We start from the raw sequence: 23,076 nt of genomic DNA, 5'->3' as shown, positions 1-23,076 counted from the left end.
GCCCAACCCTAGCCCCCAACCTAAGGAGGAACACCCCTTTGCCGAAAGACCAGCAGTTAAAAAAAGTCCTCGTCATCGGTTCGGGGCCCATCATCATCGGCCAGGCGGCGGAATTCGACTATGCGGGCACCCAGGCCTGCAAAGCCCTGAAAGAAGAGGGCCTCGAAGTCGTCCTGGTCAACTCCAACCCGGCCACGATCATGACCGACGCCAACATCGCCGATCATGTCTATATCGAACCGCTTGACGTGCCCTCCCTGACCAAGATCATCGCACAGGAACAGCCCGACGGCCTGCTGCCCACGTTGGGCGGCCAAACCGGCCTCAACCTGGCCGTCGCATTGGCCCAGGCCGGCGTCCTGGACAAGTACAACGTCCGCCTCCTCGGCACATCCTTACAGGCCATCAAAAAAGCCGAGGACCGGGAACTGTTCAAAAAGACGATGCAGGAGATCGGCGAACCGATCCCCCTTTCCGAGATCGTCTCCAACCTCGACCAGGCCGTGGCCTTCGCCCGCCAGGCCGGCCTCCCCTTAATCATCCGGCCCGCCTACACCCTCGGCGGCACCGGCGGCGGCATCGCCCACACCGAGGCGGAACTGCTCACCATCTGCGATATGGGCCTGAAAAAATCCATGATCGGCCAGGTGCTCCTCGAACAGAGCGTCGCCGGCTGGAAAGAGATCGAGTACGAGGTGATGCGCGACAGCAACGACAACTGCATCACCATCTGCAACATGGAAAACCTCGACCCTGTCGGCATCCACACGGGCGACTCCATCGTCGTCGCCCCCTCGCAGACCCTCACCGACAAGGAATACCAGATGCTGCGCTCGGCATCCTTGAAGATCATCCGCGCCCTCAAGGTGGAAGGGGGCTGCAACGTCCAGTACGCCCTCCATCCCGAGAGCGACAACTATATCGTCATCGAAGTCAACCCCCGGGTGAGCCGCTCGTCGGCGCTGGCCTCCAAGGCCACCGGCTACCCCATCGCCAAAATGGCCGCCAAGATCGCCATCGGCCTCACGCTGGACGAGATCAAAAACCCCGTCACCGGCAAGACGACGGCCTGTTTTGAGCCGACCCTCGACTACTGCGTCGTCAAGATCCCCCGCTGGCCCTTTGACAAGTTCGTCACCGCCGACCGCAGCCTGACGACCCAGATGAAGGCCACCGGCGAGGTCATGGCCATCGACCGCACCTTCGAAGGCGCATTGCAAAAAGCCGTCCGCTCCCTCGAAACGGGCGTCTACGGCCTCCGCTACCCCGGCGCCGGCGAGTGGACCGACATCGACCTGGAAAACAAACTGAAGCGCGCCGACGATGAGCGCCTCTTCGCCGTCGCCCAGGCCTTTCGCCGCGACTGGTCGGTAAGGGAGATCCACCAGGTCTCCAAGATCGACCCCTGGTTCCTGGTGAAGATCAAGAGCCTCGTCGACTTCGAAGCGCGCCTCGCCCAGTGGCCCGTCGCCGACGAGACCCTGCGGGAGGCGAAGACCCTCGGCTTTTCCGACTACCAGATCGCCAAAATCGCCAACATCTCCACCCAGACCGTCCGGGAAGCCCGCAAAACCGCCGGCATCCTGCCCACCTACAAGATGGTCGACACCTGCGCCGCCGAGTTTGAGGCCTTGACGCCCTACTACTACTCGACCTACGAGGAAGAGGACGAGGTCCGCGAGACGACAGGGGAGAAGGTGATCGTCCTCGGCTCCGGCCCCATCCGCATCGGCCAGGGCATCGAGTTTGACTACTGCTCCGTCCACGCCGCCTGGGCGCTCCACAGCGCCGGCGTCGAATCGATCATCATCAACAACAACCCTGAAACCGTCTCCACCGACTTTGACACGGCCGACAAGCTCTTCTTCGAGCCCCTGGCCTTGGAGGATGTCCTCAACATCGTTGACAAGGAAAAACCGCGCGGCGTCGTCGTCCAGTTCGGCGGCCAGACAGCCATCAACCTGGCGGCGGGCCTGCAAGAGCACGGCGTTCCCATCCTGGGCACCTCCTTGGAGGGCATCGACGCCGCCGAAGACCGCAAAAAATTCGAGGCCCTCTTAAAGCGCCTCGGCATTCCCCAGTCGGAAGGCCGTTCCGCCACCAGCGCCGACGAGGCGAAGGCCATCGCCGAAGAACTGGGCTTTCCGGTCCTCGTCCGCCCCAGCTACGTCATCGGCGGCCGGGCCATGGAAGTGGTGGAAAACGTCAAAGACCTGGAATCCTACATGGAAACGGCCGTCCGCATCAGCCCGAAACACCCCATCCTGGTCGACAAATACATCCGGGGCCGCGAGGTGGAGGTCGACGCCATCAGCGATGGCACAGACACATTGATCCCCGGCATCTTTGAACACATCGAACGGGCCGGCGTCCACTCGGGCGACTCCATGGCCGTCTACCCGCCCCAGTCCTTGAAAAGGGAAGAGCGGGACACCATCGTCGACTACACCCTGCGCATCGCCAAAGCCCTCGGCGTCGTCGGCCTCTTGAACATCCAGTATGTCGTCGACATTCAGGGCAAGGTCTACGTCCTGGAAGTCAACCCCCGGGCCTCCCGGACCGTGCCGATCCTCTCCAAAGTGACCGGCGTCCCCATGATCAAGGTGGCCGTCGAGGTCATGCTCGGCAAAACCCTGGCCCAGATGGGCTACGGCGGCGGCCTCTGGCCCGAAACGGCCTACACCATCGTCAAAGCGCCCGTCTTCTCCTTTGAAAAGCTGACCGACGTGGACATCTCCTTAGGGCCGGAGATGAAATCAACAGGCGAGGTCATGGGCGTCGACTTTGAACTGCCCTCGGCCCTCTACAAGGCCATGACGGCGGCCGGCATGAAGATCCCCACCGGCGGCAACCTGATCGTCTCCGTGGCCGAGCGGGACAAAGAGGAGGTCGCCGGCCTCATCCGCGAATTCGCCGACCTGGGCTTCCGCGTCGCCGCCACGAAAGGGACGGCCGAAGCCCTGCGCGAGAGCGGCCTGGCCGTCACCGCCATCGACGCCAGCGCCTACGCGGTGCAGACCGTCCTCGACCAGATCAAAGACGGCGCCGTCCAGTTGATCATCAACACCCCCACCAAAGGCAAAGTGGCCGGCCGGACCGGCTTCCGCATCCGCCGCGCCGCCTCGGAATACCGCGTCCCCTGCCTCACCTCGCTGGACACCGCCTGGGCGCTGTTGGAAACGATCCGCATGATCCGCGAAGGCGACCCGCCGAACTTCCTCTCCATGGGCACTTTCCAGGAGGCCAACTCGGCCGAGTGGAGCGCGCGGGTGGATGCCCTGCGGGCGGTGTAAGGAAAGACGCCGCTGCCAAAAACCAAAAGCGATGCGTGTGACATGAAGCGATTCCCCTAAGCCCCATCGCGTGTGAGATGACCCAATCCCCCTAAGGCCCATCGCGTATGACATGACGCAATCCTTGTAAAGCCCGTCCCCAAAAAAGCCCCCATCCCCGAAAAGCCCTATCCCCGATAAGCCCCGGCAGCGTTCCGGAACCTCGCAAGAAAGAAGGAAAAGCACCATGACAACAGCACAACTCCCGAAACTCGACCCGGCCATGAAGGGCAGGGACTTTCTCTCCCTCCATGACTTCAGCCGCGACGAGATCTTCCACTTCATCAACCTGGCCCGGGAACTGAAGGCCCTGCAAAAGGACCGCATCCCCCATCATTACCTGGCCGGCAAGACGCTGGGCATGATCTTCACCAAAAGCTCCACCCGCACCCGCGTCTCCTTTGAGGTGGGCATGTACCAGCTCGGCGGCAACGCCCTGTTCTTAAGCTCCGCCGACATCCAACTGGGCCGGGGCGAGCCGATCAAAGACACGGCCCGCGTCCTCTCTCGCTACGTAGACGGCATCATGATCCGCACCTTCGCCCACAGCGATGTGACCGAACTGGCCCAATACGCCGACATCCCCGTCATCAACGGCCTCACCGACCTGCTGCACCCCTGCCAGGTGCTGGCCGACCTGATGACCGTCGTTGAATACAAGGGTAAAACGGACGGGCTGAAGATGACCTTCATCGGCGACGGCAACAATATGGCCCATGAACTGATGTTCGGTGGCGCCAAAGCCGGCATGGACGTGGTCATCTGCACCCCCGAAGCCTACCGCCCCGATCCGGAAATCGTCCGCATCGCCACCGAAGACGCCAAAGCCCACGGCGGCTCGATCACCCTGATGAGCGACCCTGTGGCAGCGTCCAAAGACGCCGACGTGCTCTACACCGACGTCTGGGCCTCCATGGGCCAGGAGGGCGAGGCCCAGAAGCGCGCCCAAGCCTTCCAAGGTTTTATGATTGATGGTACAATCATGAAAGTGGCCCACCCCAAAGCCATCGTCCTACACTGCCTGCCGGCCCACCGGGGCGAAGAGATCACCGACGAGGTCATCGAAGGACCCCAGTCGGCCGTCTTCGACGAGGCCGAAAACCGCCTCCACGCCCAGAAGGCGATCATGGCGTCGGTGATGTAGGGGAGAAGGATTGCGTGTCTGCGTCCTGAAAAGCAACCCATAAAGAAATCCATAAAGACCCGTAAAGCGCAAGACCAATGAGACGAGAACACCGAATAAAACGGACGCTGATACCGTGAGAGGAGATCGTACCATGTCCAAGAAAATCGTCCTGGCCTACTCGGGCGGCCTTGATACATCGATCATCATCCCCTGGCTGAAAGAGAACTACGGCTACGAAGTCATCGCCATGGCCGCTGACCTGGGCCAGGGGGAAGAACTGGCCCCCCTCAACGAAAAGGCGATCAAAACGGGTGCCACCAAGCTTTACATCGAAGACGTGAAGGAAGAGTTTGTCACCGGCTTCATCTGGCCGACTTTGAAAGCCGGCGCCGTCTATGAAGGCAAATACCTCCTGGGCACCTCCTTCGCCCGTCCCCTCATCGCCAAGCGACTCGTCGAGATCGCCCGCGCCGAAGGGGCCGAAGCCATCGCCCACGGCGCCACCGGCAAAGGCAACGACCAGGTCCGCTTTGAACTGACCGTCAAAGCCCTGGCCCCCGACCTCAAGATCGTCGCCCCCTGGCGCGAATGGGACATCCGCTCCCGCGAAGACGCCATCGACTACGCCAACGCCCGCAACATCCCCGTGCCCGTCAAAAAAGACCGCCCCTACTCGATGGACCGCAACCTCTGGCACCTGAGCCACGAAGGGGCCGACCTGGAAGATCCCTGGAACGAACCCCAGAACGACCTGTTTATGATCTGCACCGCGCCCGAACAAGCGCCGGACAAGCCGGAGTACGTGGAACTGGAGTTTGAAAAGGGCATCCCTGTCAAACTGAACGGCGAGGCCCTCGGCCCCGTCGAGATGATCGAAAAACTGAACGCCATCGCCGCCGCCCATGGCGTGGGCATCTGCGACATGGTGGAGAACCGCCTCGTCGGCATGAAGTCCCGCGGCGTCTATGAAACCCCGGCCGGCACCGTCCTCTACGCCGCCCACCGCGAACTGGAGTACCTCTGCCTCGACCGGGCCACCATGCACTACAAGGAGCAGGTCGCCCTCCGCTACGCCGAACTCGTCTATGACGGCGTCTGGTACCACCCCCTCAGAGAAGCCCTCGACGCCTTCGTCAACGTGACCCAGGAAACCGTCACCGGCACCGTGCGCATGAAGCTCTACAAGGGTAGCGCCACCCCCGCCGGCGCCAAGTCGCCCTACTCCCTCTACAACGAGGAATTCTCCACCTTCGGCCGCGACGAAGTCTACAACCAGAAAGACGCCGAAGGCTTCATCAACCTCTTCGGCCTACCGCTGAAGGTGCGGGCGATCATGGAGCAGAAGGCGGGGCTGCGGGGGTAGGCTGGAAGGCTTGCGCTCCTAAATCCGAATGTTTTTCAAAAAAACAGGCTATGGGACAAATGCTCCCTAGCCTGTTTTTCTTTCGATGGCTTAGGCAATACGGCTTTGCGTAGGCGAAAGCAGGAATTGTGGAAGATTCTGTAGAAGGGATTAATAGCTTGGTCAGGGTTACTTTTCGTAGTTTGCATATCACTGCGATGGCCTGGGATGATTATAGATGATGGCTGCAATTTTGAGTGAATCGGTCAAATCGATAGGGAAGCATGTTCAGCGGGAATGATACTAGCGAGGTCTTTCTATTAGAGGTTGGTCGTAGATCTTCTCGCGAGCGACGATGGTCGGTAGAAAACCCTGGTGTCGCTCGATCCAATGAAATCAGGGGTTTGCGGGGGTTAAGGCGGTGAAAAGACAATGAATTGTGGGCTAGAATTGGACTCGCTCGCGGAAGAGGTCGGGAAGACCCGTGGGATAAGGGCTAGATTAGCGCGCGGTATCAGAAGACGATAATTCCCGTAGGGAATTGAAATGTGTAGTAGCCGCTGTGATTACGTTGGCCGCCAAAATGTATCAGAAGACGATAATTCCCGTAGGGAATTGAAATTCGCCGCCATTCGCCGCTTGGCGATCTCCCGCCGGTAGCTGTATCAGAAGACGATAATTCCCGTAGGGAATTGAAATTATTCTGCCCACCATTTACGATTGTTCTCGGTCATCGCGTATCAGAAGACGATAATTCCCGTAGGGAATTGAAATGGTTGAAATAACCCTGCGCAGAGACGGGGCGGGTCAGTGTATCAGAAGACGATAATTCCCGTAGGGAATTGAAATAAACGCAGTGGAGAGTGGACCTGCTCGCGCGACTTATCGTATCAGAAGACGATAATTCCCGTAGGGAATTGAAATGAGTTACCAGTTTCCGTAGGTTGCCAGCAGGATGTTATCAGAAGACGATAATTCCCGTAGGGAATTGAAATAAGGAGTTCACGATGGCCACCGTCTGATCCGCCTTGGTATCAGAAGACGATAATTCCCGTAGGGAATTGAAATAATTGTGTTTCTTCACCATCCCATGAAATTTTGCGGTCATTCGTATCAGAAGACGATTATTCCCGTAGGGAATTGAAATCTGCCCATGATGGTCTGGAAAATTTTCCATTGTTCTGGTATCAGAAGACGATAATTCCCGTAGGGAATTGAAATACCCTTGACGCCGGTTATCTGTTCGACGGCTTTGATGTTGGTATCAGAAGACGATAATTCCCGTAGGGAATTGAAACAATAGTTCGATCACCTTCGGGTCCGCCTTCGTCTGAAACGTATCAGAAGACGATAATTCCCGCAGGGAATTGAAACCTTGCGTTACGATACTTTAAATACCTGTTTCTACCTATGTTGCAGAAGGGAATAATTCCGTAGGGAAATTGAATCCCATGGAAAATCCTGAGATGTTGCCGCCATCACGAACCGTCTCAGAAGAGGATAATTCCCGTAGGAATTGAAACGGTTTATAATTCCCCCTTTCTGCACGAAGTACAATCAGTCCTAGAGGATCATAATTCCCGTGGGGAATTTAAACCTGGTGTAGCAGTAATGGACAAGGACGTGGCTGAGTCTTAGAAGACGAAAATTTTCGTGTGGGAATTGAATTTTTAATATTGATGTCTGCATGGTGATCTTTCTCCGATTTCAGAAAATATAATTCCTTACCCAGATCTTTAGTAATTAAAATTTTTGTGCAGGTGTTGATTTAATGGCTTTTGCTGACAAAGTTATATTTAAAACGTTAGATTCTAATTTAAAAGAAGAATCAACACACGAACTTGTAAATCCTTTTGAAAAATGCAGTGAAATGTTAAATTATTTTAAGTGGCTCGCTACAAAAGCACCTTTAAATGAGTTGATAGGTTTTGCAAGAAGTGACATTTCTATTGGTTCTAGTCATTCTTACGGTTCTCCATACTTTAGATTTTCAGCTTTTTACCTTCAATTTTGTAGGGACGAAAAAAAGGGGTGGTGGGACGAACAGGTTGCTGAGCTAATTAGATGTGATAATTTTTTTGACGACTGTTATTATGATGGTGCGCACCACAATATAGACTTTTATGTAATAGGAAAATGTGAATTAAGAGTTTTGAAAGAGATTCCTGAACATTCACAAGATATTCAGTATATATGGTTAGTGGAAGATTTAATAGAGATATATTACAATCTTGGTACGGAAATGAAAGGTGTTGTTGCTGAAGCTTACAAAACAATGGGGTGGCAGTGGTTTGCGTATAACGCAAAAACTGATCCAATAATGTTTAGATGGGCGTTGTTGGGTTTACTCGCCGCTAAAACTCTGGGGAAAGAAGAGCAGAGGTTAAAGGTAAAGACTGATTTACTTGATATTTATGAAAATATGATAATTGCTTTTGGCGTTCGATGTGAAAAGCCATTTGTTGCTGAGATTATAAAAGAAATAAAGGGATCGCTTATTTCTTTTGATGATGATAAAATTCAAAGACTGTATTTTGAATTAAAGGGCATAAAAGACGAAAAAATTATACTTAAACAAGATAAGAGAAAGCTTGAAGAGTGTCTGTTGGAATTAAAAAGACAAGTTTTTGGTATTCAGAATAAAGAATTCGTTGACTTTGTAGATGAAGAGATTGATGTGAATAGAAGGGTTAATGATATAATTGAAAGGGTCTCTTGCTTTTCAATTATATCGAATGTTCCTTTTACAAGTTATAAGTTTTTAAATAGTGTCAATCGAATATGGAACACTCTCTCTTATGAAACACAAAAAGACATACAATCATCGGTAAAAATGTTGGATTTAAGCATCGGATTTGATATAGCGCTTTTACCATTGTTAAGAAGTTTAGAGAGAGAGTTTAGCTATCATGTATTTATGCCGTTTAAAGGATGTAGAGATTTTTATTCAATAAGAAGATTTGATGTAAAAAACGAAACGTATAAAAAAGAACATGAAGCATTACAGATGAAAAATAATACATACCCGACATTAGGAACAATTCAACACTTTGGAACCATAGATGCCCAAGAGGCAATTGAATCCAGTGATTTAATTAAGCTGTTTTGCTGCTTTATTTCACCTGTTTTAAAAGATTTTAAGAAAATTTGTGTAGATATAAAAAAACTAAGAATTGGGACAAGAAAGCTTAGACTTTCAGAAATAAGAAATGGCATTGCGCATGGAAAAGTTGAAGTAACTAATCAGATTGATGAAAAAATTTACCAAGAAATCGCAACGTTGTTGTATGATAAGCCACTGGAAATATTAATTAGATTAATTTCAATCTCAAGAAAGGGTTAAAAGTTTCGGGCGATTATGGAGCAGAAGGTGAGGCTACAGGGGTAGGATCTCGCGGTGAAACGGTCAAGAGCGGTTGAACCTATTACAAATCCACGGAATCAAGACTAAACAGGCCAGAGACGAAGAGTTCTCGGACCTGTCTTTTCCGGAATGGGATCATGATTCCGTTTGGAGCGACGAAGGCAGGAATTGCAAATAAAACGGACTCGCTCGCAAAAGAGGGCGGGAAGGCTTGTGGGATGAGGGCTAGAAGGTCGTGCCGTTACAGAAAAGGATAATTCCCCAGGGAATTGAAACCGGGCTTTGGCTAATTCCTGCTCTAGGCTTTCGGCCCTATGGTGCAGAAGAGGATAATTCCCGTAGGGAACAAAAAGGAGATGAAAACTTGCTTCTCACGCCACTTTCGTACTCGAAGCGCCGGAACGTGTGATTGTCCCGGAACAGGGCGGAGAAAAACTGCGCGGCATGTTTTTAGACATGCTAAAAAGCGCAGATCCCGCGCCGAGCACCACCTAAACGGTGATGTGCAGGTGTGCCTGCGAGGAATGCTGTTGAGGAAGCAACTGGACGGGAAGTGGCCTACGGCAATGTCCATTCGACGTGCTCTACACCGACGTGTGGGCCTCCATGGGCCAGGAGGGCGAGGCCCAGAAGCGCGCCCAAGCCTTCCAAGGTTTTATGATTGATGGTACAATCATGAAAGTGGCTCATCCCAAAGCCATCGTCCTGCACTGCCTGCCGGCCCACCGGGGCGAAGAGATCACCGACGAGGTCATCGAAGGACCCCAGTCTATCTTTGACGAGGCCGAAAACCGCTGCACGCCCAGAAGGCGATCATGGCATCGGTGATGTAGGGGAGAGGGGCGCGCGTCTGCGACCTGAAAAGAAACCCCTAAATAAGCCACTAAATAAACCGATAAAGACAGTAAAATTCAAGACCAATGAGTCGAGAACACCCAATAAAACTGACGCGGATACCGTGAGAGGAGATCGAACCATGTCCAAAAAAATCGTCCTGGCTCGGGCGGCCTTGATACATCGATCATCATCCCCTGGCTGAAAGAGAACTACGGCTAAGAAGTCATCGCCATGGCCGCCGACCTAGGGCAAGGGGAAGAACTGGCCCCCCTGAACGAAAAGGCGATCAAAACGGGCGCCACCAAGCTCTACATCGAAGACGTGAAAGAAGAGTTCGTCACCGGCTTCATCTGGCCGACCCTGAAAGCCGGCGCCGTCTATGAGGGCAAATACCTCCTGGGCACCTCCTTCGCCCGTCCCCTCATCGCCAAGCGCCTCGTCGAGATCGCCCGCGCCGAAGGGGCCGAAGCTATCGCCCACGGCGCCACCGGCAAAGGCAACGACCAGGTCCGCTTTGAACTGACCGTCAAAGCCCTGGCCCCCGACCTCAAGATCGTCGCCCCCTGGCGCGAATGGGACATCCGCTCCCGCGAAGACGCCATCGACTACGCCAACGCCCGCAACATCCCCGTGCCCGTCAAAAAAGACCGCCCCTACTCGATGGACCGCAACCTCTGGCACCTGAGCCACGAAGGGGCCGACCTGGAAGATCCCTGGAACGAACCCCAGAACGACCTGTTTATGATCTGCACCGCGCCCGAACAAGCGCCGGACAAGCCGGAGTACGTGGAACTGGAGTTTGAAAAGGGCATCCCTGTCAAACTGAACGGCGAGGCCCTCGGCCCCGTCGAGATGATCGAAAAACTGAACGCCATCGCCGCCGCCCATGGCGTGGGCATCTGCGACATGGTGGAGAACCGCCTCGTCGGCATGAAGTCCCGCGGCGTCTATGAAACCCCGGCCGGCACCGTCCTCTACGCCGCCCACCGCGAACTGGAGTACCTCTGCCTCGACCGGGCCACCATGCACTACAAGGAGCAGGTCGCCCTCCGCTACGCCGAACTCGTCTATGACGGCGTCTGGTACCACCCCCTCAGAGAAGCCCTCGACGCCTTCGTCAACGTGACCCAGGAAACCGTCACCGGCACCGTGCGCATGAAGCTCTACAAGGGTAGCGCCACCCCCGCCGGCGCCAAGTCGCCCTACTCCCTCTACAACGAGGAATTCTCCACCTTCGGCCGCGACGAAGTCTACAACCAGAAAGACGCCGAAGGCTTCATCAACCTCTTCGGCCTACCGCTGAAGGTGCGGGCGATCATGGAGCAGAAGGCGGGACTGCGGGGGTAGGCTGGAGAGCTTCCGTTCAAGTCAAATTAACAACGGGATAAGCTCGGTAAATTGGAAAGCTTTTCAAAAAAACAGGCTATGGGGACAAATGACTCCGTAGCCTGTTTTTCTATCGTCGGCTCAGGCATTACGGCGTTGCGTAGGCGAAAGCAGGAATCGTGGAAGATTCTGTAGAAGAGATAAAAAGCTGGTCGGGGTTCCCTCTTTGGTCGCGTTTGCATGTCACTGTGATAGCTCAGGTGGATGACCGCTGTAATTTTGAGTGAATCGGTCACATTGATAGGGGAGCATGTTTAGCGGGAATGCTACGGCGGCAAGGTCTTCCTAATAGCCGCTGATCGGAGATCTTCTCGCGAGCGACGCAGGTCGGTAGAAAACCCTGGTGTCGCTCGATCCAATGAAATCAAGGGTTTGCGGGGGTTAAGGCGGTGAAAGGTCAATGAGTAGTGGGCTTAAATTGGACTCGCTCGCGAAAGAGGCCCGGAAGGCTTGTGGGATAAGGGCTAGAAGGGCGCGCGGTCTCAGAAGACGATAATTCCCGTAGGGAATTGAAATACAACCCACTCATCACCATCCGGCGAGACTCGCTCATCCCAAGTCTCAGAAGACGATAATTCCCGTAGGGAATTGAAATGGTTTTGCGCCTTCTGCGTAGATAACAGAATAGTCCGTCTCAGAAGACGATAATTCCCGTAGGGAATTGAAATGTCGCCGGCGCCACGACGGCGATGTGGGCCTTGTCGCGTCTCAGAAGACGATAATTCCCGTAGGGAATTGAAATTGTTCGCCAAGGTGTTGGCGGTCTGTTGCAGTTCAGCGTCTCAGAAGACGATAATTCCCGTAGGGAATTGAAATCCGTCAATAGTAGGCGTGTCGGTATCAAGAGCGAATGTCTCAGAAGACGATAATTCCCGTAGGGAATTGAAATGCTCAACATGAAATTGATGAAGATTAAAAATCCCGGTCTCAGAAGACGATAATTCCCGTAGGGAATTGAAATTGGAGTTTCTGGATCAGGTCGGAGATTCCGGGGCGCAGTCTCAGAAGACGAAAATTCCCGTAGGGAATTGAAATATGGTATACAAATCATAATCGGGTGGGCAGGCCTCGGGTCTCAGAAGACGATAATTCCCCTAGGGAATTGAAATCTGACCAGCTGCACCCACTGGGCGAGGATATGTCCGGCCTCAGAAGACATAATTCCCGCAGGGAATCGAAATGAAAAGGACGGACGGGATCCATCAGGTGTGCATAACGGAGACAGGAAACAATAATTCCTACGGGTACATGCTATGTTTAACAGGCTCAGTGTAAGGGTAAGTTCGATTTAACTAAACATGATATACTTGAAACAGCCGAACAGTCTAAACGCCTTAAGAGAGGCTTTCCGTGAACGATAACGAGTTTCAAAACCTCGTGCTTCAAGAGCTACGGGATTTAAAAGATGGGCAGCAGCGTCTTGAAAGCGAAATACGCGGTGAAATAAATTCACTCAAGCAAGAAATGAGTCGTCGATTTGATCGCCTGGAACGGAGCCAGGAAGATGATATAAAGGGGATGCTCAAAACGATAAATCGAAAGATAGATGATGTGCAGGAAGACCAACGGTCTATTACAGCCATTATTGGGGAACATGAAGTAAAATTACGCTCCCTTTCACGACGCCGTGTGTGAAGTGTGGAGAAGGTAGCAGTCCTCCACCAGCCGATATAATAAGAAAAAACAAATGGTTATGATACCACAAACGATGCCGAGAATGAAAAGCAGGCATCGTTTCTGTTTGTAGGGTGTAAGATCTAATCCCCGAACCGTCATAGACGATTGACCGAAAACGTGCAGCACAACCACCGAACGGTTTGATAAAGAAAGGAGATGACAAATTTGCTTCTCAACGCCATTTTCGAACTGGGAGCGCCGCAACAGACGACACAAACAACGATCCGGGAAGAAGGCGGAGAAAAACTTAACGGTATGTTCTTTGATCTGCTCAAAAGCGTCGACGCTGACTGGGCGACGGCGATTCACGATCAAGAAGGAAAACCGTTTGCCATTTCCACGCTGCGAAGCTTGGCTCGGCAGACGCCCATGTTTATCCCTCCCGATCATCCGTCGTCTTCCCCAAAAGAGGGAACTGGACAAAACGAAGGCCGCCGATGGCGGTTCACCATCCGCTCACCGGATCAACGGTTGAGCGAGGTGATCGACCAGTCGGCGGCTGAATGGGAGGGGAAGGTGGACCGGATTGGTAACGCGCGCCTTGTTATCCGCAACATCTGAATCATGAAAAAGGGCCTATGAGGAGTTGTATACGGAAGCGGAATGTCGAAACCCGATCCATTTTCGCTTTCTCGCACCGACCAGTTTTCGATAGCGGGGCACCCAGGTGGTATTGCCCATTCCAGAACTGGTTTTCGGCAGCCTCCTTCGCCGCTGGAACAAGCCTGTTTCTCACGCTAATAACGATAATTCAATTCCCCGTGGGAATGTGTGGCCTGTAAATCAGAGGCTTTGATGATGTCAACATTCATCGGTTATTAAAAAAGAACATTCAAGGGTTTCGCTCCAGGTGGCAACCCCGGCGCGTCCACGTATTCCTAACCATGGGAAATGGCAAATTGATAACAGGGATTTTTACATCTACATATTTCCTTGAGTATCAATGAAAGAGGCCATTTCAGTTGGATACCGATACGTGCGAATACCTCCCCGTCTCCGCCGTGGCGGAAGTGTTGTTTTGTCCTCGAACTTTTACTACCGCGCGGTGGCAGGGCGGAGGATACCAACCATCACATGCTCGAAGGCCGCTTTCAGGATGAGCGTCGCAACGAACGCCGGACCCGCAGCGACGGCGGGCGGGTGCAGACGCCACATGGGGTTGCATAGGCGGAAGCAGGAATTGTGGAAGATTTTGTAGAAGGGATAAAAAAGCTTAGTCGGCTTTCCTTTCATCGTTTGCATATCACTGCCACGGCCCGGCAATAGAGAACGGTTGTAAATTTGAGTGAATCGGTCAAACAACAGGGAAGCATAAGCGGGAACACTACTCCGGCGAGGTCTTACTAATAGAGGATGGTCGCAGATCTTCTCGCGAGCGACGTAGGTCGGTAGAAATCCCCGGTGTCGCTCGATCCAATAAAATCAGGGGTTTGTGGGGGTTAAGGTGGCGAAAAGATAACGGCTTACGGGCTAAAATTGGACTCGCTCGCGAAAGAACTCCGGAAGGCTTGTGGGATAAGGGCTAGAAAGGCGCGCAGTCTCAGAAGACGATAATTCCCGTAGGGAATTGAAATTTCAAGAATTTCTTCTGGAGAAGAATCATGTCCACGAGTCTCAGAAGACGATAATTCCCGTAGGGAATTGAAATGGCATTGGTTAGGTACTCCTCAAACGTTGTCGAGTTAAAGTCTCAGAGGGAATTGAAATATTTGCAGCTTGGATCCGCACTCTTCGCATGGATGTCTCAGAAGACGATAATTCCCGTAGGGAATTGAAATAAACTACTGTCTTGCGTTCTTCTTCTGTCATATAGGTCTCAGAAGACGATAATTCCCGTAGGGAATTGAAATAATTTGAGTGCTTCTTTTTCGGTGGGAAAATAACGGGTCTCAGAAGACGATAATTCCCGTAGGGAATTGAAATAACTCCATCAGGAAGTCTACGGCGCGGCCGTGAGTGCGTCTCAGAAGACGATAATTCCCGTAGGGAATTGAAATGCATACGCAGGATATAGGCGCAATATGCTCTTTTATTGTCTCAGAAGACGTTAATTCCCGTAGGGAATTGAAATAGGAACAGGTCGACATTCTTCAGGCTCCACACTTCCGTCTCAGAAGACGATAATTCCCCTAGGGAATTGAAATGCAGAGATGGTTACGGGATCGCCGTCGGGGTCCCAAAGTACTAGAAGTCATAATTCCCGTAGGAACGTGTCCATCGTAATTCCCACAGGGAATTGAAACTTCCCATCCGTTCCCAATAGAGCTCCTAGAAATATCTCAGAAGACTATAACTATTGAGAATGAGACTTAAGAATCTTAAGAGTCGAGGTATATGGAAAAAAGGAGATGAAAAATTGCTTATCAAATCTATTTTCGAACTGGAAGCGCCACAACAGACAACAATCCAAGAAGAAGGCGGAGAAAAACTTCACGGCATGTTTTTTGATCTGCTCAAAAGCGCCGATCCTGATTTGGCGACGGCGATCCATTATCAAGAGGGAAAACCGTTTGCCATCTCCACGCTGCGAAGCCTGGCGCAGCGGTCATCCATGTTGACGCCTTCCGATGATTCCTTGTCCTCCCCCAAAGAGGGAACCGGGCAAAACGAAGGCCGCCGATGGCGGTTCACCATCCGCTCATTGGATCAACGATTGAGCGAGGTGATCGACCGGGCGGCGGCTGAATGGGAGGGGAAGGCGGTCCGAGTTGGGAACGTGCCCCTTGTCATCCGCAACATCCGGGTAACGAAAAAAACCTACGAGGAGTTGTACACGGAAGCGGAGTGTCGGAACCCGATTCATTTTCGCTTTCTCACGCCGACCAGTTTTCGACAGCGGGGCACGCAAGTGGTATTGCCCATACCTGAACTGGTCTTCGGTAGCCTCCTTCGCCGTTGGAACCAATACAGCCCGCTGCCCTTTCCGGAAACCCTGGCGGATGAATTCGCGGGGATCCGCATCCGCAAGCACAATATCCGCACCGATCTCTACCAGTTTGACCGGTACAAGATCATCGGTTTTGTCGGCGATGTAGTCTTTGAGTTCGCCACGACGAATCCCGTCAGCCCCATCCTCTTCAATGCGCTGGCGCGCTTTGCCGAATACAGCGGCGTGGGGTATAAGAGCACCATGGGCATGGGGGAGACGCGGATTGTCGTGGCCAATCAGGAACGTTCAAAACGGGCCGATCGGCCGGTGAGCGCCTTCCGGTAAAGCCTGTTTCTCACGCCGATGACGATGATTCAATTCCCCTCGGGAATAAGAAACCTGTGAACAGAGGCCCTGCTGATGTCAATATTTATCGGTCGTACAAGAGAATCATCCAAGGGTTTCTTTTAGGTGTATCAACCCCCGCAAGTCCATGTATTCCCAACCAAGGGAAATGGCAAACTGATAACAGGGATGTTTACGTCTACATATCTCCCTGAGTATCAATGAAAGAGGCCATTTCCATTGGATACCGAGACGCGCGAATACCTCCCTGTTTCCGCCGTGGCGGAAGTGTTGTTTTGTCCGCGAAACTTTTACTACCGCGCGGTGGAAGGGGCGGAAGAGACCAACCATCATATGCTCGAAGGCCGCTTTCAGGACGAGCGTCGCAACGAGCGCCGGACCCGCAGCGACGACGGGCGGGTGCAGACGCGGCAGGTCTTTTTGTCCTCCGATTCGCTGGGGCTGCGCGGCGTCCTGGAAGTGTTGGAAGCGACCGATGGGGAGATGTATCCCGTCGAGTTTAAAAAAGGAAGCGCCGACCATCGCCTCCACGATGATGTGCAGGTGTGCCTGCAAGGGCTTTTGTTAGAGGAAACAACCGGTCGGGAAGTGGCCTACGGGTATGTCTATTACGTGGCATCGGCCGAACGGCGACAGGTGCTTTTCGATGAGTCGCTGCGGGAGACGGCCCTGCAGGCGTTGGCGGCGGCCCGGGCGATCCGCGAAGCGGGAGAGCCGCCGCCCTTGTCCTCCGTGCCGGAAGCCAAATGCAAGGGTTGCGCCCTGGCCGAGCGCTGCATGCCGGAGGAAAGCGCCTTTTTGACCGGCGCGCAAGCGGCGCCCCGGCGGCCAACGCCGGGCAGCAATCTGGGCCGGACGCTCTATCTGGATATACCAGGAGCCGCCTTGCGAAAGCGGCAGGGGCGGCTGATCATCGAGGCCGACGGCCAGATGATCAAGGATGTGCCCCTTTCGGCGGTCGATCAAGTGGTGATCGGGCAGGCGGCGTCGCTTTCCAGCGCGGCGCTGTCGGTGTTGAGCGATCTGGGGATTCCGCTTTACCTGATGGAGCATGGCCGGGTGCGCAGTTGGCTGCAGCCGAATTGGAACAAAAACGTGCCCTTGCGCCGCGCCCAGTTTCGCTTTGTCGAATCGGAAAGCCAGTCGCTGGCGGTGGCGCGGGAGATCGTGCGCGGAAAAATCCTCAACCAACGGACTTTTTTGCAACGGGGAAACCGAGAGAGAAAAATCGACCTGATCCAATCGGTGGTGGAGCGGTTGGAAGGGCTGGCCGCCGCCGCGAAAGAGGCCGAAGACAAAGAGAGCCTGCGCGGCCTGGAGGGATTGGCCGGGCGCTTGTATTTCTCCGGCTTTGCCAAGCTGTTGCGGCCGGGGGAGGGTTTTGATTTCGCATCACGCAACCGTCGTCCGCCCCGCGATCCGATCAATGCCTTGTTGAGCTACGCCTATTCGCTGCTGACCAAAGACTGCATCAACGCGATCATCCGGGCGGGTTTGGATCCCTATCTGGGCCTGTACCATTGTGAGCGCTACGGCCGGCCCGCCCTGGCCTTGGACCTGATGGAGGAGTTTCGGGCCATCGTCGCCGACTCAGTCGTGCTGAATGTCGTCAATCGGGGTATCATCAAAGAGAGCGATTTCGAACCGGTCTTTGACGGCATCCAATTGAAAGAAGGGGGCCGCAAACGCTTTTTTGGCGCCTACCAGACGCGCATCCGCGAGGAGGCGGTCCATCCGGTTTTCGGGTATCGGGCCAACTACCTGCGGTTGATGGAGATCCAGGCTCGTTATTTGGGCAAGGTGATGCAAGGGGAATGGCCGCAGTATGACGCCTTTCGGGCCAGGTGAACGGGGACGAGTTGCCGGACGATGGGCAAGGCTTAGGAAGGCGAAGGGATCGCAGGTGGAGCATTACGTGGTGACCTACGACATCGCCGATGACAAGCGGCGATCAAAGGTGTTTAAAACGTTGAAGGATTACGGGACCCATGTGCAGGAGAGCGTGTTCGAGGTGGTGCTGACCACGGAGGATTACGTGGCACTGCGGCACAAACTGCTCCGGCGCATCCACCGCGATGAAGACAGCGTGATCTTTTACCGCCAGTGCCGCGCCTGTGAGAACGATGTGGAGCGGTTGGGGCGGAGGGTGGAACTGGTCGGGATCGGGGACATTGTGTTGTAAATGGGGATGGACTGGAAGGGGTTGGCGTGGTAGTTTTATAATGGGACTAAGGTTGATCGCGAGCGGGCGGGTTTTTGGGTTTTCCCGTGCGAGCGACGCAGGTCGGCAGAAAAGCCGGGGGTGGCTCGAACCGATGAAATCGGGGGTTGGAGAGGTTTTGAGAGGGGGGAGGGTGTTGAGATTAGGGGCGTTCTTGGAGTCGCTCGCAAAATGGGGCGGGAGGGCTTGTGGGATAAGGACTGGGAGGGAGTGCGGTTACAAGAAACGTTAATTCCCGTAGGGAATTGAAATATCGTGCCTTTCAACTGTGCCCGGGCGTACTCGCTCGTTGTTACAAGAAACGTTAATTCCCGTAGGGAATTGAAATCAGCACTCAGCCAAGCCGCCGTTAATCTGCTCCTGGAACGTTACAAGAAACGTTAATTCCCGTAGGGAATTGAAATCCCAACAGCATCAGGAGCATCGGGTTGATGCCAGCCGGTTACAAGAAACGTTAATTCCCGTAGGGAATTGAAATTCCATCCGATAATTCACCGAATAACAAAGTTTATAAGGTAACAAGAGACCCTAATTCCCGTAGGGAATTGAAACGGCGTGTAGTCTTTCTAAGGAGTACCGGGGTCGAGTAACAGGAGACGATAATTCCCGTAGGGAATTGAAACTGTCCCGGGCCGAAGTCCTCGCCGCAACCCGGGCAAACAATGGTAACTAGAGACGGTAATTCCCAAAGGGAATTGAAATGTGACGGAGTAGAGGTTGGCGCTTTTCACGGTTAATTAACGGGAAGCGTTAATCCCCTAGAGAGTTAAAAAATGCAGTCTGCTAGGTATGCATATTAGAGGGTTATGTAACAGGAAACAATAGTTCCCGACCTCAAGACAGTCGCCCCCTGGCGCGAATGGGAAATCCGCTCCCGCGAAGACGCCATCGACTACGCCAACGCCCGCAACATCCCCGTGCCCGTCAAAAAAGACCGCCCCTACTCGATGGACCGCAACCTCTGGCACTTGAGCCACGAAGGGGCTGACCTTGAAGATCCCTGGAACGAGCCCCAGAACGACCTCTTCATGATCTGCACCGCGCCCGAACAAGCGCCGGACAAGCCGGAGTACGTGGAACTGGAGTTTGAAAAGGGCATCCCCGTCAAACTGAATGGCGAGGCCCTCGGCACCGTCGAGATGATCGAAAAGCTGAACGCCATCGCCGCCGCCCATGGCGTGGGCATCTGCGACATGGTGGAAAACCGCCTCGTCGGCATGAAGTCCCGCGGCGTCTACGAAACCCCGGCCGGCACCGTCCTCTACGCCGCCCACCGCGAACTGGAATACCTCTGCCTCGACCGGGCCACCATGCACTACAAAGAGCAGGTCGCCCTTCGCTACGCCGAACTCGTCTATGACGGCGTCTGGTACCACCCCCTCAGAGAAGCCCTCGACGCCTTCGTCAACGTGACTCAGGAAACCGTCACCGGCACCGTGCGCATGAAGCTCTACAAGGGCAGCGCCACCCCCGCCGGCGCCAAGTCGCCCTACTCCCTCTACAACGAGGAATTCTCCACCTTCGGCCGCGACGAAGTCTACAACCAGAAAGACGCCGAAGGCTTCATCAACCTCTTTGGTCTTCCGCTAAAGGTGCGGGCGATTATGGAGCAGAAGGCGGGGCTGCGGGGGTAGGCTGGAGAGCTTACGCTCCTAAATCCGAACTTTTTGAAAAAAACAGGCTATGGGGACAAATGGCTCCTTAGCCTGTTTTTCTATCGTTGGCTCTGGCATTACGGTTATGCTTAGGTGTAAGCAGGAATTGTGGAAGATTCTGTAGAAGAGATGAAAAGCTGGTCGGGGGTCTCTCTTTCGTGTGTTTGTATATCACTGCAATGGCCCAGGTGGATGACCGCTATAAATTTGAGTGAATCGGTCACATCGATAGGGGAGCATGTTTAGCGGGAATGCTACGGCGGCAAGGTCTTCCTAATAGGGGCTGATCGGAGATCTTTTCGCGAGCGACACAGGTCGGTAGAAAACCCTGGTATCGCTCGATCCAATGAAATCAAGGGTTTGCGGGGGTAAAGGCGGTGAAAGGTCAATGAGTTGTGGGCATAAATTGGACTCGCTCGCGAAAGAGGTCGGGAAGGCTTATGGGATAAGGGCTAGAAAGGCGCGCGGTATCAGAAGACGGTAATTCCCGTAGGGAATTGAAATGCTTTGGCGATCGCCGCATCCAGCCCGATAAGCGCCGCCGTATCAGAAGACGGTAATTCCCGTAGGGAATTGAAATTCATTCTCCCGCCGCAGGTCATCCATCTCCGCCTGGTATCAGAAGACGGTAATTCCCGTAGGGAATTGAAATGCTTCGGGTTTGTGTTTGGGGCCAGCGCCTTCACGCCGGGTATCAGAAGACGGTAATTCCCGTAGGGAATTGAAATACGCCGGCGTTGATCGCCTGGTTGAAGTAGTCTTCCGTATCAGAAGACGGTAATTCCCGTAGGGAATTGAAATCCATCCAACATAGCATCATCGGCCGCAAGCCAGAAGCCGGTATCAGAAGACGGTAATTCCCGTAGGGAATTGAAATCCTTCGTGCACCTCAACGCCGTTCTTGTCCATTGCGGTATCAGAAGACGGTAATTCCCGTAGGGAATTGAAATGTAAAATAGATGTAGTTGGTGTGCTTCAGGTAGACGCTCTGGTATCAGAAGACGGTAATTCCCGTAGGGAATTGAAATGGTTCGACGGTGGTGACGGGCATGATGAACATGAACTGTATCAGAAGACGGTAATTCCCGTAGGGAATTGAAATGCACTCGCCAGCAATGGTATCGATCAAGGTTTGCTGTATCAGAAGACGGTAATTCCCGTGGGAATTGAAATTCGAAGACCAGTCGCAGAAAGCGCGGGATGTCGACTTCGGTATCAGAAGACGGTAATTCCCGTAGGGAATTGAAATATGTCGATGTGGACATGGTCTGTGGGCAGTTCCATCTCGTATCAGAAGACGGTAATTCCCGTAGGGAATTGAAATCTTCTCAATTTAATCCCACCACTAAGTTTTCCACTTTTGTATCAGAAGACGGTAATTCCCGTAGGGAATTGAAATGATACATAGCGTTCGTACCGTTCTTCACCGGCTTTGACTTGTATCAGAAGACGGTAATTCCCGTAGGGAATTGAAATCACCAAGCATTGCGCCGGCCTGTTCCCACAGGGAAAGTATCAGAAGACGGTAATTCCCGTAGGGAATTGAAATATGTCATTTTCGCGCTGGCTGAGATTGGCTTTTTCGTATCAGAAGACGATAATTCCCGTAGGGAATTGAAATGTCTGATGCGCCTCCCACTCCTCTTGGGTTTCGTGTATCAGAAGACGATAATTCCCGTAGGGAATTGAAAAGTTTAAACATTAGCTCCTGTCGCTCATGGAGGGCCTGGGTATCAGAAGACGATAATTCCCGTAGGGAATTGAGACTTAAGAATCTTAAGGGTCGAGATATATTGATGAAAAAGGAGATGACAAATTGCTTCTCAACGCGATTCTCGAACTGGAAGCGCCGCAACAGACAACACAAACAACAATCCGCGAAGAAGGCGGAGAAAAACTTCACGGCATGTTTTTTGATCTACTTAAAAGCACCGACCCCGCCTTGGCGACGGCGATCCACGATCAAGAGGGAAAACCGTTTGCTATTTCCACTCTACGAAGCTTAGCACAGCGGACGCCCATGTTCACGCCTCCCGATAATCCCTTGTCCTCCCCAAAAGAGGGGACTGGACAAAACGAAGGCCGCCGATGGCGGTTCACCATCCGCTCGCTGGATCAGCGATTGAGCGAGGTGATCGACCGGGCGGCGGCTGAATGGGAGGGGAAGGCGGTCCGGATTGGAAACGCACCCCTTGTCATCCGCAACATCCGGGTCATGAAAAAAACCTATGAGGAGTTGTACACGGAATCGGAGTGTCGGAACCCGATTCATTTTCGCTTTCTTACGCCGACCAGTTTTCGACAGCGGGGTACCCAGGTGGTATTGCCCATTCCTGAATTGGTTTTTGGCAGCCTCCTTCGCCGCTGGAACCAATACAGCCCATTGCCCTTTCCAGAAACCCTGGCGGATGAATTCACGGCGATCCGTATCCGCAAGCACAATATCCGCACCGATCTCTACCAGTTTGACCGTTACAAGATCATCGGTTTTGTTGGCGATGTGGTTTTTGAGTTCGCCACGTCGAATCCCGTCAGTCCCATCCTTTTCAATGCGCTGGCGCGCTTTGCCGAATACAGCGGCGTGGGCTATAAGAGCACCATGGGCATGGGGGAGACGCGGATTGTCGTGTCCAATCAGGAACGTTCAAGACGGACTGAACGGCCGGTGAGCGCCTTCCGGTAAAGCCTGTTTTTCTCACGCTGATAACGATGATTCAATTCCCCTCGGGAATGTGTAACCCGTGAACAAAGGCTCTAGTGATGTCAACATTCATCGGTCGTCGGGCGTGAAAAAAATCATCTAAAGGTTTCACTTCGAGTGAATCAACCCCGGCAAGTCCATGTATTCAAAACCAAGGGAAATGGCAAACTGATAACAGGGCAGGAATTTTTACATCTACA

Annotated in this window: 10 protein-coding genes, 3 pseudogenes and 4 CRISPR repeat arrays; all 13 genes and pseudogenes read left to right on the top strand. The window is 53.4% G+C overall.

Annotated elements, in window-relative coordinates:
- Window positions 1-38: 38 nt before the first annotated feature.
- Window positions 39-3,293, top strand: coding sequence for a carbamoyl-phosphate synthase large subunit (carB, locus tag GTO91_RS13065; RefSeq protein WP_161259168.1), 3,255 nt, complete (start codon window positions 39-41; stop codon window positions 3,291-3,293).
- 226 nt (window positions 3,294-3,519) lie between these two features.
- Window positions 3,520-4,476, top strand: coding sequence for an ornithine carbamoyltransferase (gene argF, locus GTO91_RS13060; protein WP_161259167.1), 957 nt, complete (start codon window positions 3,520-3,522; stop codon window positions 4,474-4,476).
- A gap of 133 nt (window positions 4,477-4,609) precedes the next feature.
- Window positions 4,610-5,821 (top strand): argininosuccinate synthase, encoded by a 1,212-nt coding sequence (locus tag GTO91_RS13055; RefSeq protein ID WP_161259166.1) that lies wholly within the window; start codon window positions 4,610-4,612, stop codon window positions 5,819-5,821.
- Window positions 5,822-6,311: 490 nt separating this feature from the next.
- A CRISPR array of direct repeats spans window positions 6,312-7,174; the repeat unit is 37 nt; unit sequence GTATCAGAAGACGATAATTCCCGTAGGGAATTGAAAT.
- Window positions 7,175-7,571: 397 nt separating this feature from the next.
- Window positions 7,572-9,143, top strand: a complete 1,572-nt coding sequence (locus tag GTO91_RS13050; protein WP_161259165.1) for a hypothetical protein — start codon at window positions 7,572-7,574, stop codon at window positions 9,141-9,143.
- Between the two features lie 597 nt (window positions 9,144-9,740).
- Window positions 9,741-9,997, top strand: a pseudogene (locus GTO91_RS13045) (ornithine carbamoyltransferase); the annotation flags it as partial.
- 187 nt (window positions 9,998-10,184) lie between these two features.
- A pseudogene (locus tag GTO91_RS13040) lies at window positions 10,185-11,348 on the top strand (argininosuccinate synthase).
- Between the two features lie 518 nt (window positions 11,349-11,866).
- A CRISPR array of direct repeats spans window positions 11,867-12,496; the repeat unit is 37 nt; unit sequence GTCTCAGAAGACGATAATTCCCGTAGGGAATTGAAAT.
- A 241-nt stretch (window positions 12,497-12,737) separates the two neighbouring features.
- Window positions 12,738-13,022: a hypothetical protein gene (locus tag GTO91_RS13035; protein WP_161259164.1), complete on the top strand. Its 285-nt coding sequence runs from the start codon at window positions 12,738-12,740 to the stop codon at window positions 13,020-13,022.
- 207 nt (window positions 13,023-13,229) lie between these two features.
- Complete coding sequence (locus GTO91_RS13030) at window positions 13,230-13,625, top strand: hypothetical protein (RefSeq protein WP_161259163.1); 396 nt, start codon at window positions 13,230-13,232, stop codon at window positions 13,623-13,625.
- Between the two features lie 1,179 nt (window positions 13,626-14,804).
- A CRISPR array of direct repeats spans window positions 14,805-15,208; the repeat unit is 37 nt; unit sequence GTCTCAGAAGACGATAATTCCCGTAGGGAATTGAAAT.
- A 212-nt stretch (window positions 15,209-15,420) separates the two neighbouring features.
- Window positions 15,421-16,278 carry a CRISPR-associated endoribonuclease Cas6 gene (gene cas6, locus GTO91_RS13025; protein ID WP_161259162.1) on the top strand — a complete coding sequence of 286 codons (858 nt, stop codon included), beginning with the start codon at window positions 15,421-15,423 and terminating at the stop codon, window positions 16,276-16,278.
- A gap of 240 nt (window positions 16,279-16,518) precedes the next feature.
- Window positions 16,519-18,147, top strand: coding sequence for a CRISPR-associated endonuclease Cas4g/Cas1g (cas4g/cas1g, locus tag GTO91_RS13020; RefSeq protein WP_161259161.1), 1,629 nt, complete (start codon window positions 16,519-16,521; stop codon window positions 18,145-18,147).
- Window positions 18,148-18,202: 55 nt separating this feature from the next.
- Window positions 18,203-18,481, top strand: coding sequence for a CRISPR-associated endonuclease Cas2 (cas2, locus tag GTO91_RS13015; protein ID WP_328793810.1), 279 nt, complete (start codon window positions 18,203-18,205; stop codon window positions 18,479-18,481).
- 866 nt (window positions 18,482-19,347) lie between these two features.
- A pseudogene (locus GTO91_RS13010) lies at window positions 19,348-20,154 on the top strand (argininosuccinate synthase); the annotation flags it as partial.
- Window positions 20,155-20,642: 488 nt separating this feature from the next.
- A CRISPR array of direct repeats spans window positions 20,643-21,942; the repeat unit is 37 nt; unit sequence GTATCAGAAGACGGTAATTCCCGTAGGGAATTGAAAT.
- Between the two features lie 49 nt (window positions 21,943-21,991).
- Complete coding sequence (gene cas6, locus GTO91_RS13005) at window positions 21,992-22,858, top strand: CRISPR-associated endoribonuclease Cas6 (RefSeq protein WP_161259159.1); 867 nt, start codon at window positions 21,992-21,994, stop codon at window positions 22,856-22,858.
- Window positions 22,859-23,076 lie beyond the last annotated feature (218 nt).

Origin of the sequence: Heliomicrobium undosum, assembly GCF_009877425.1 — a bacterium.
Lineage (GTDB): Bacteria > Bacillota > Desulfitobacteriia > Heliobacteriales > Heliobacteriaceae > Heliomicrobium > Heliomicrobium undosum.
Note: the sequence above shows the minus strand (reverse complement) of the source record. Positions and strands in the feature narration are given on the sequence as shown.

Coding starts and splice junctions, on each gene's coding strand:
- argF (WP_161259167.1), top strand. CDS start 3,520: ATGACAACAGCACAACTCCCGAAACTCGACCCGGCCATGAAGGGCAGG.
- GTO91_RS13050 (WP_161259165.1), top strand. CDS start 7,572: ATGGCTTTTGCTGACAAAGTTATATTTAAAACGTTAGATTCTAATTTA.
- GTO91_RS13055 (WP_161259166.1), top strand. CDS start 4,610: ATGTCCAAGAAAATCGTCCTGGCCTACTCGGGCGGCCTTGATACATCG.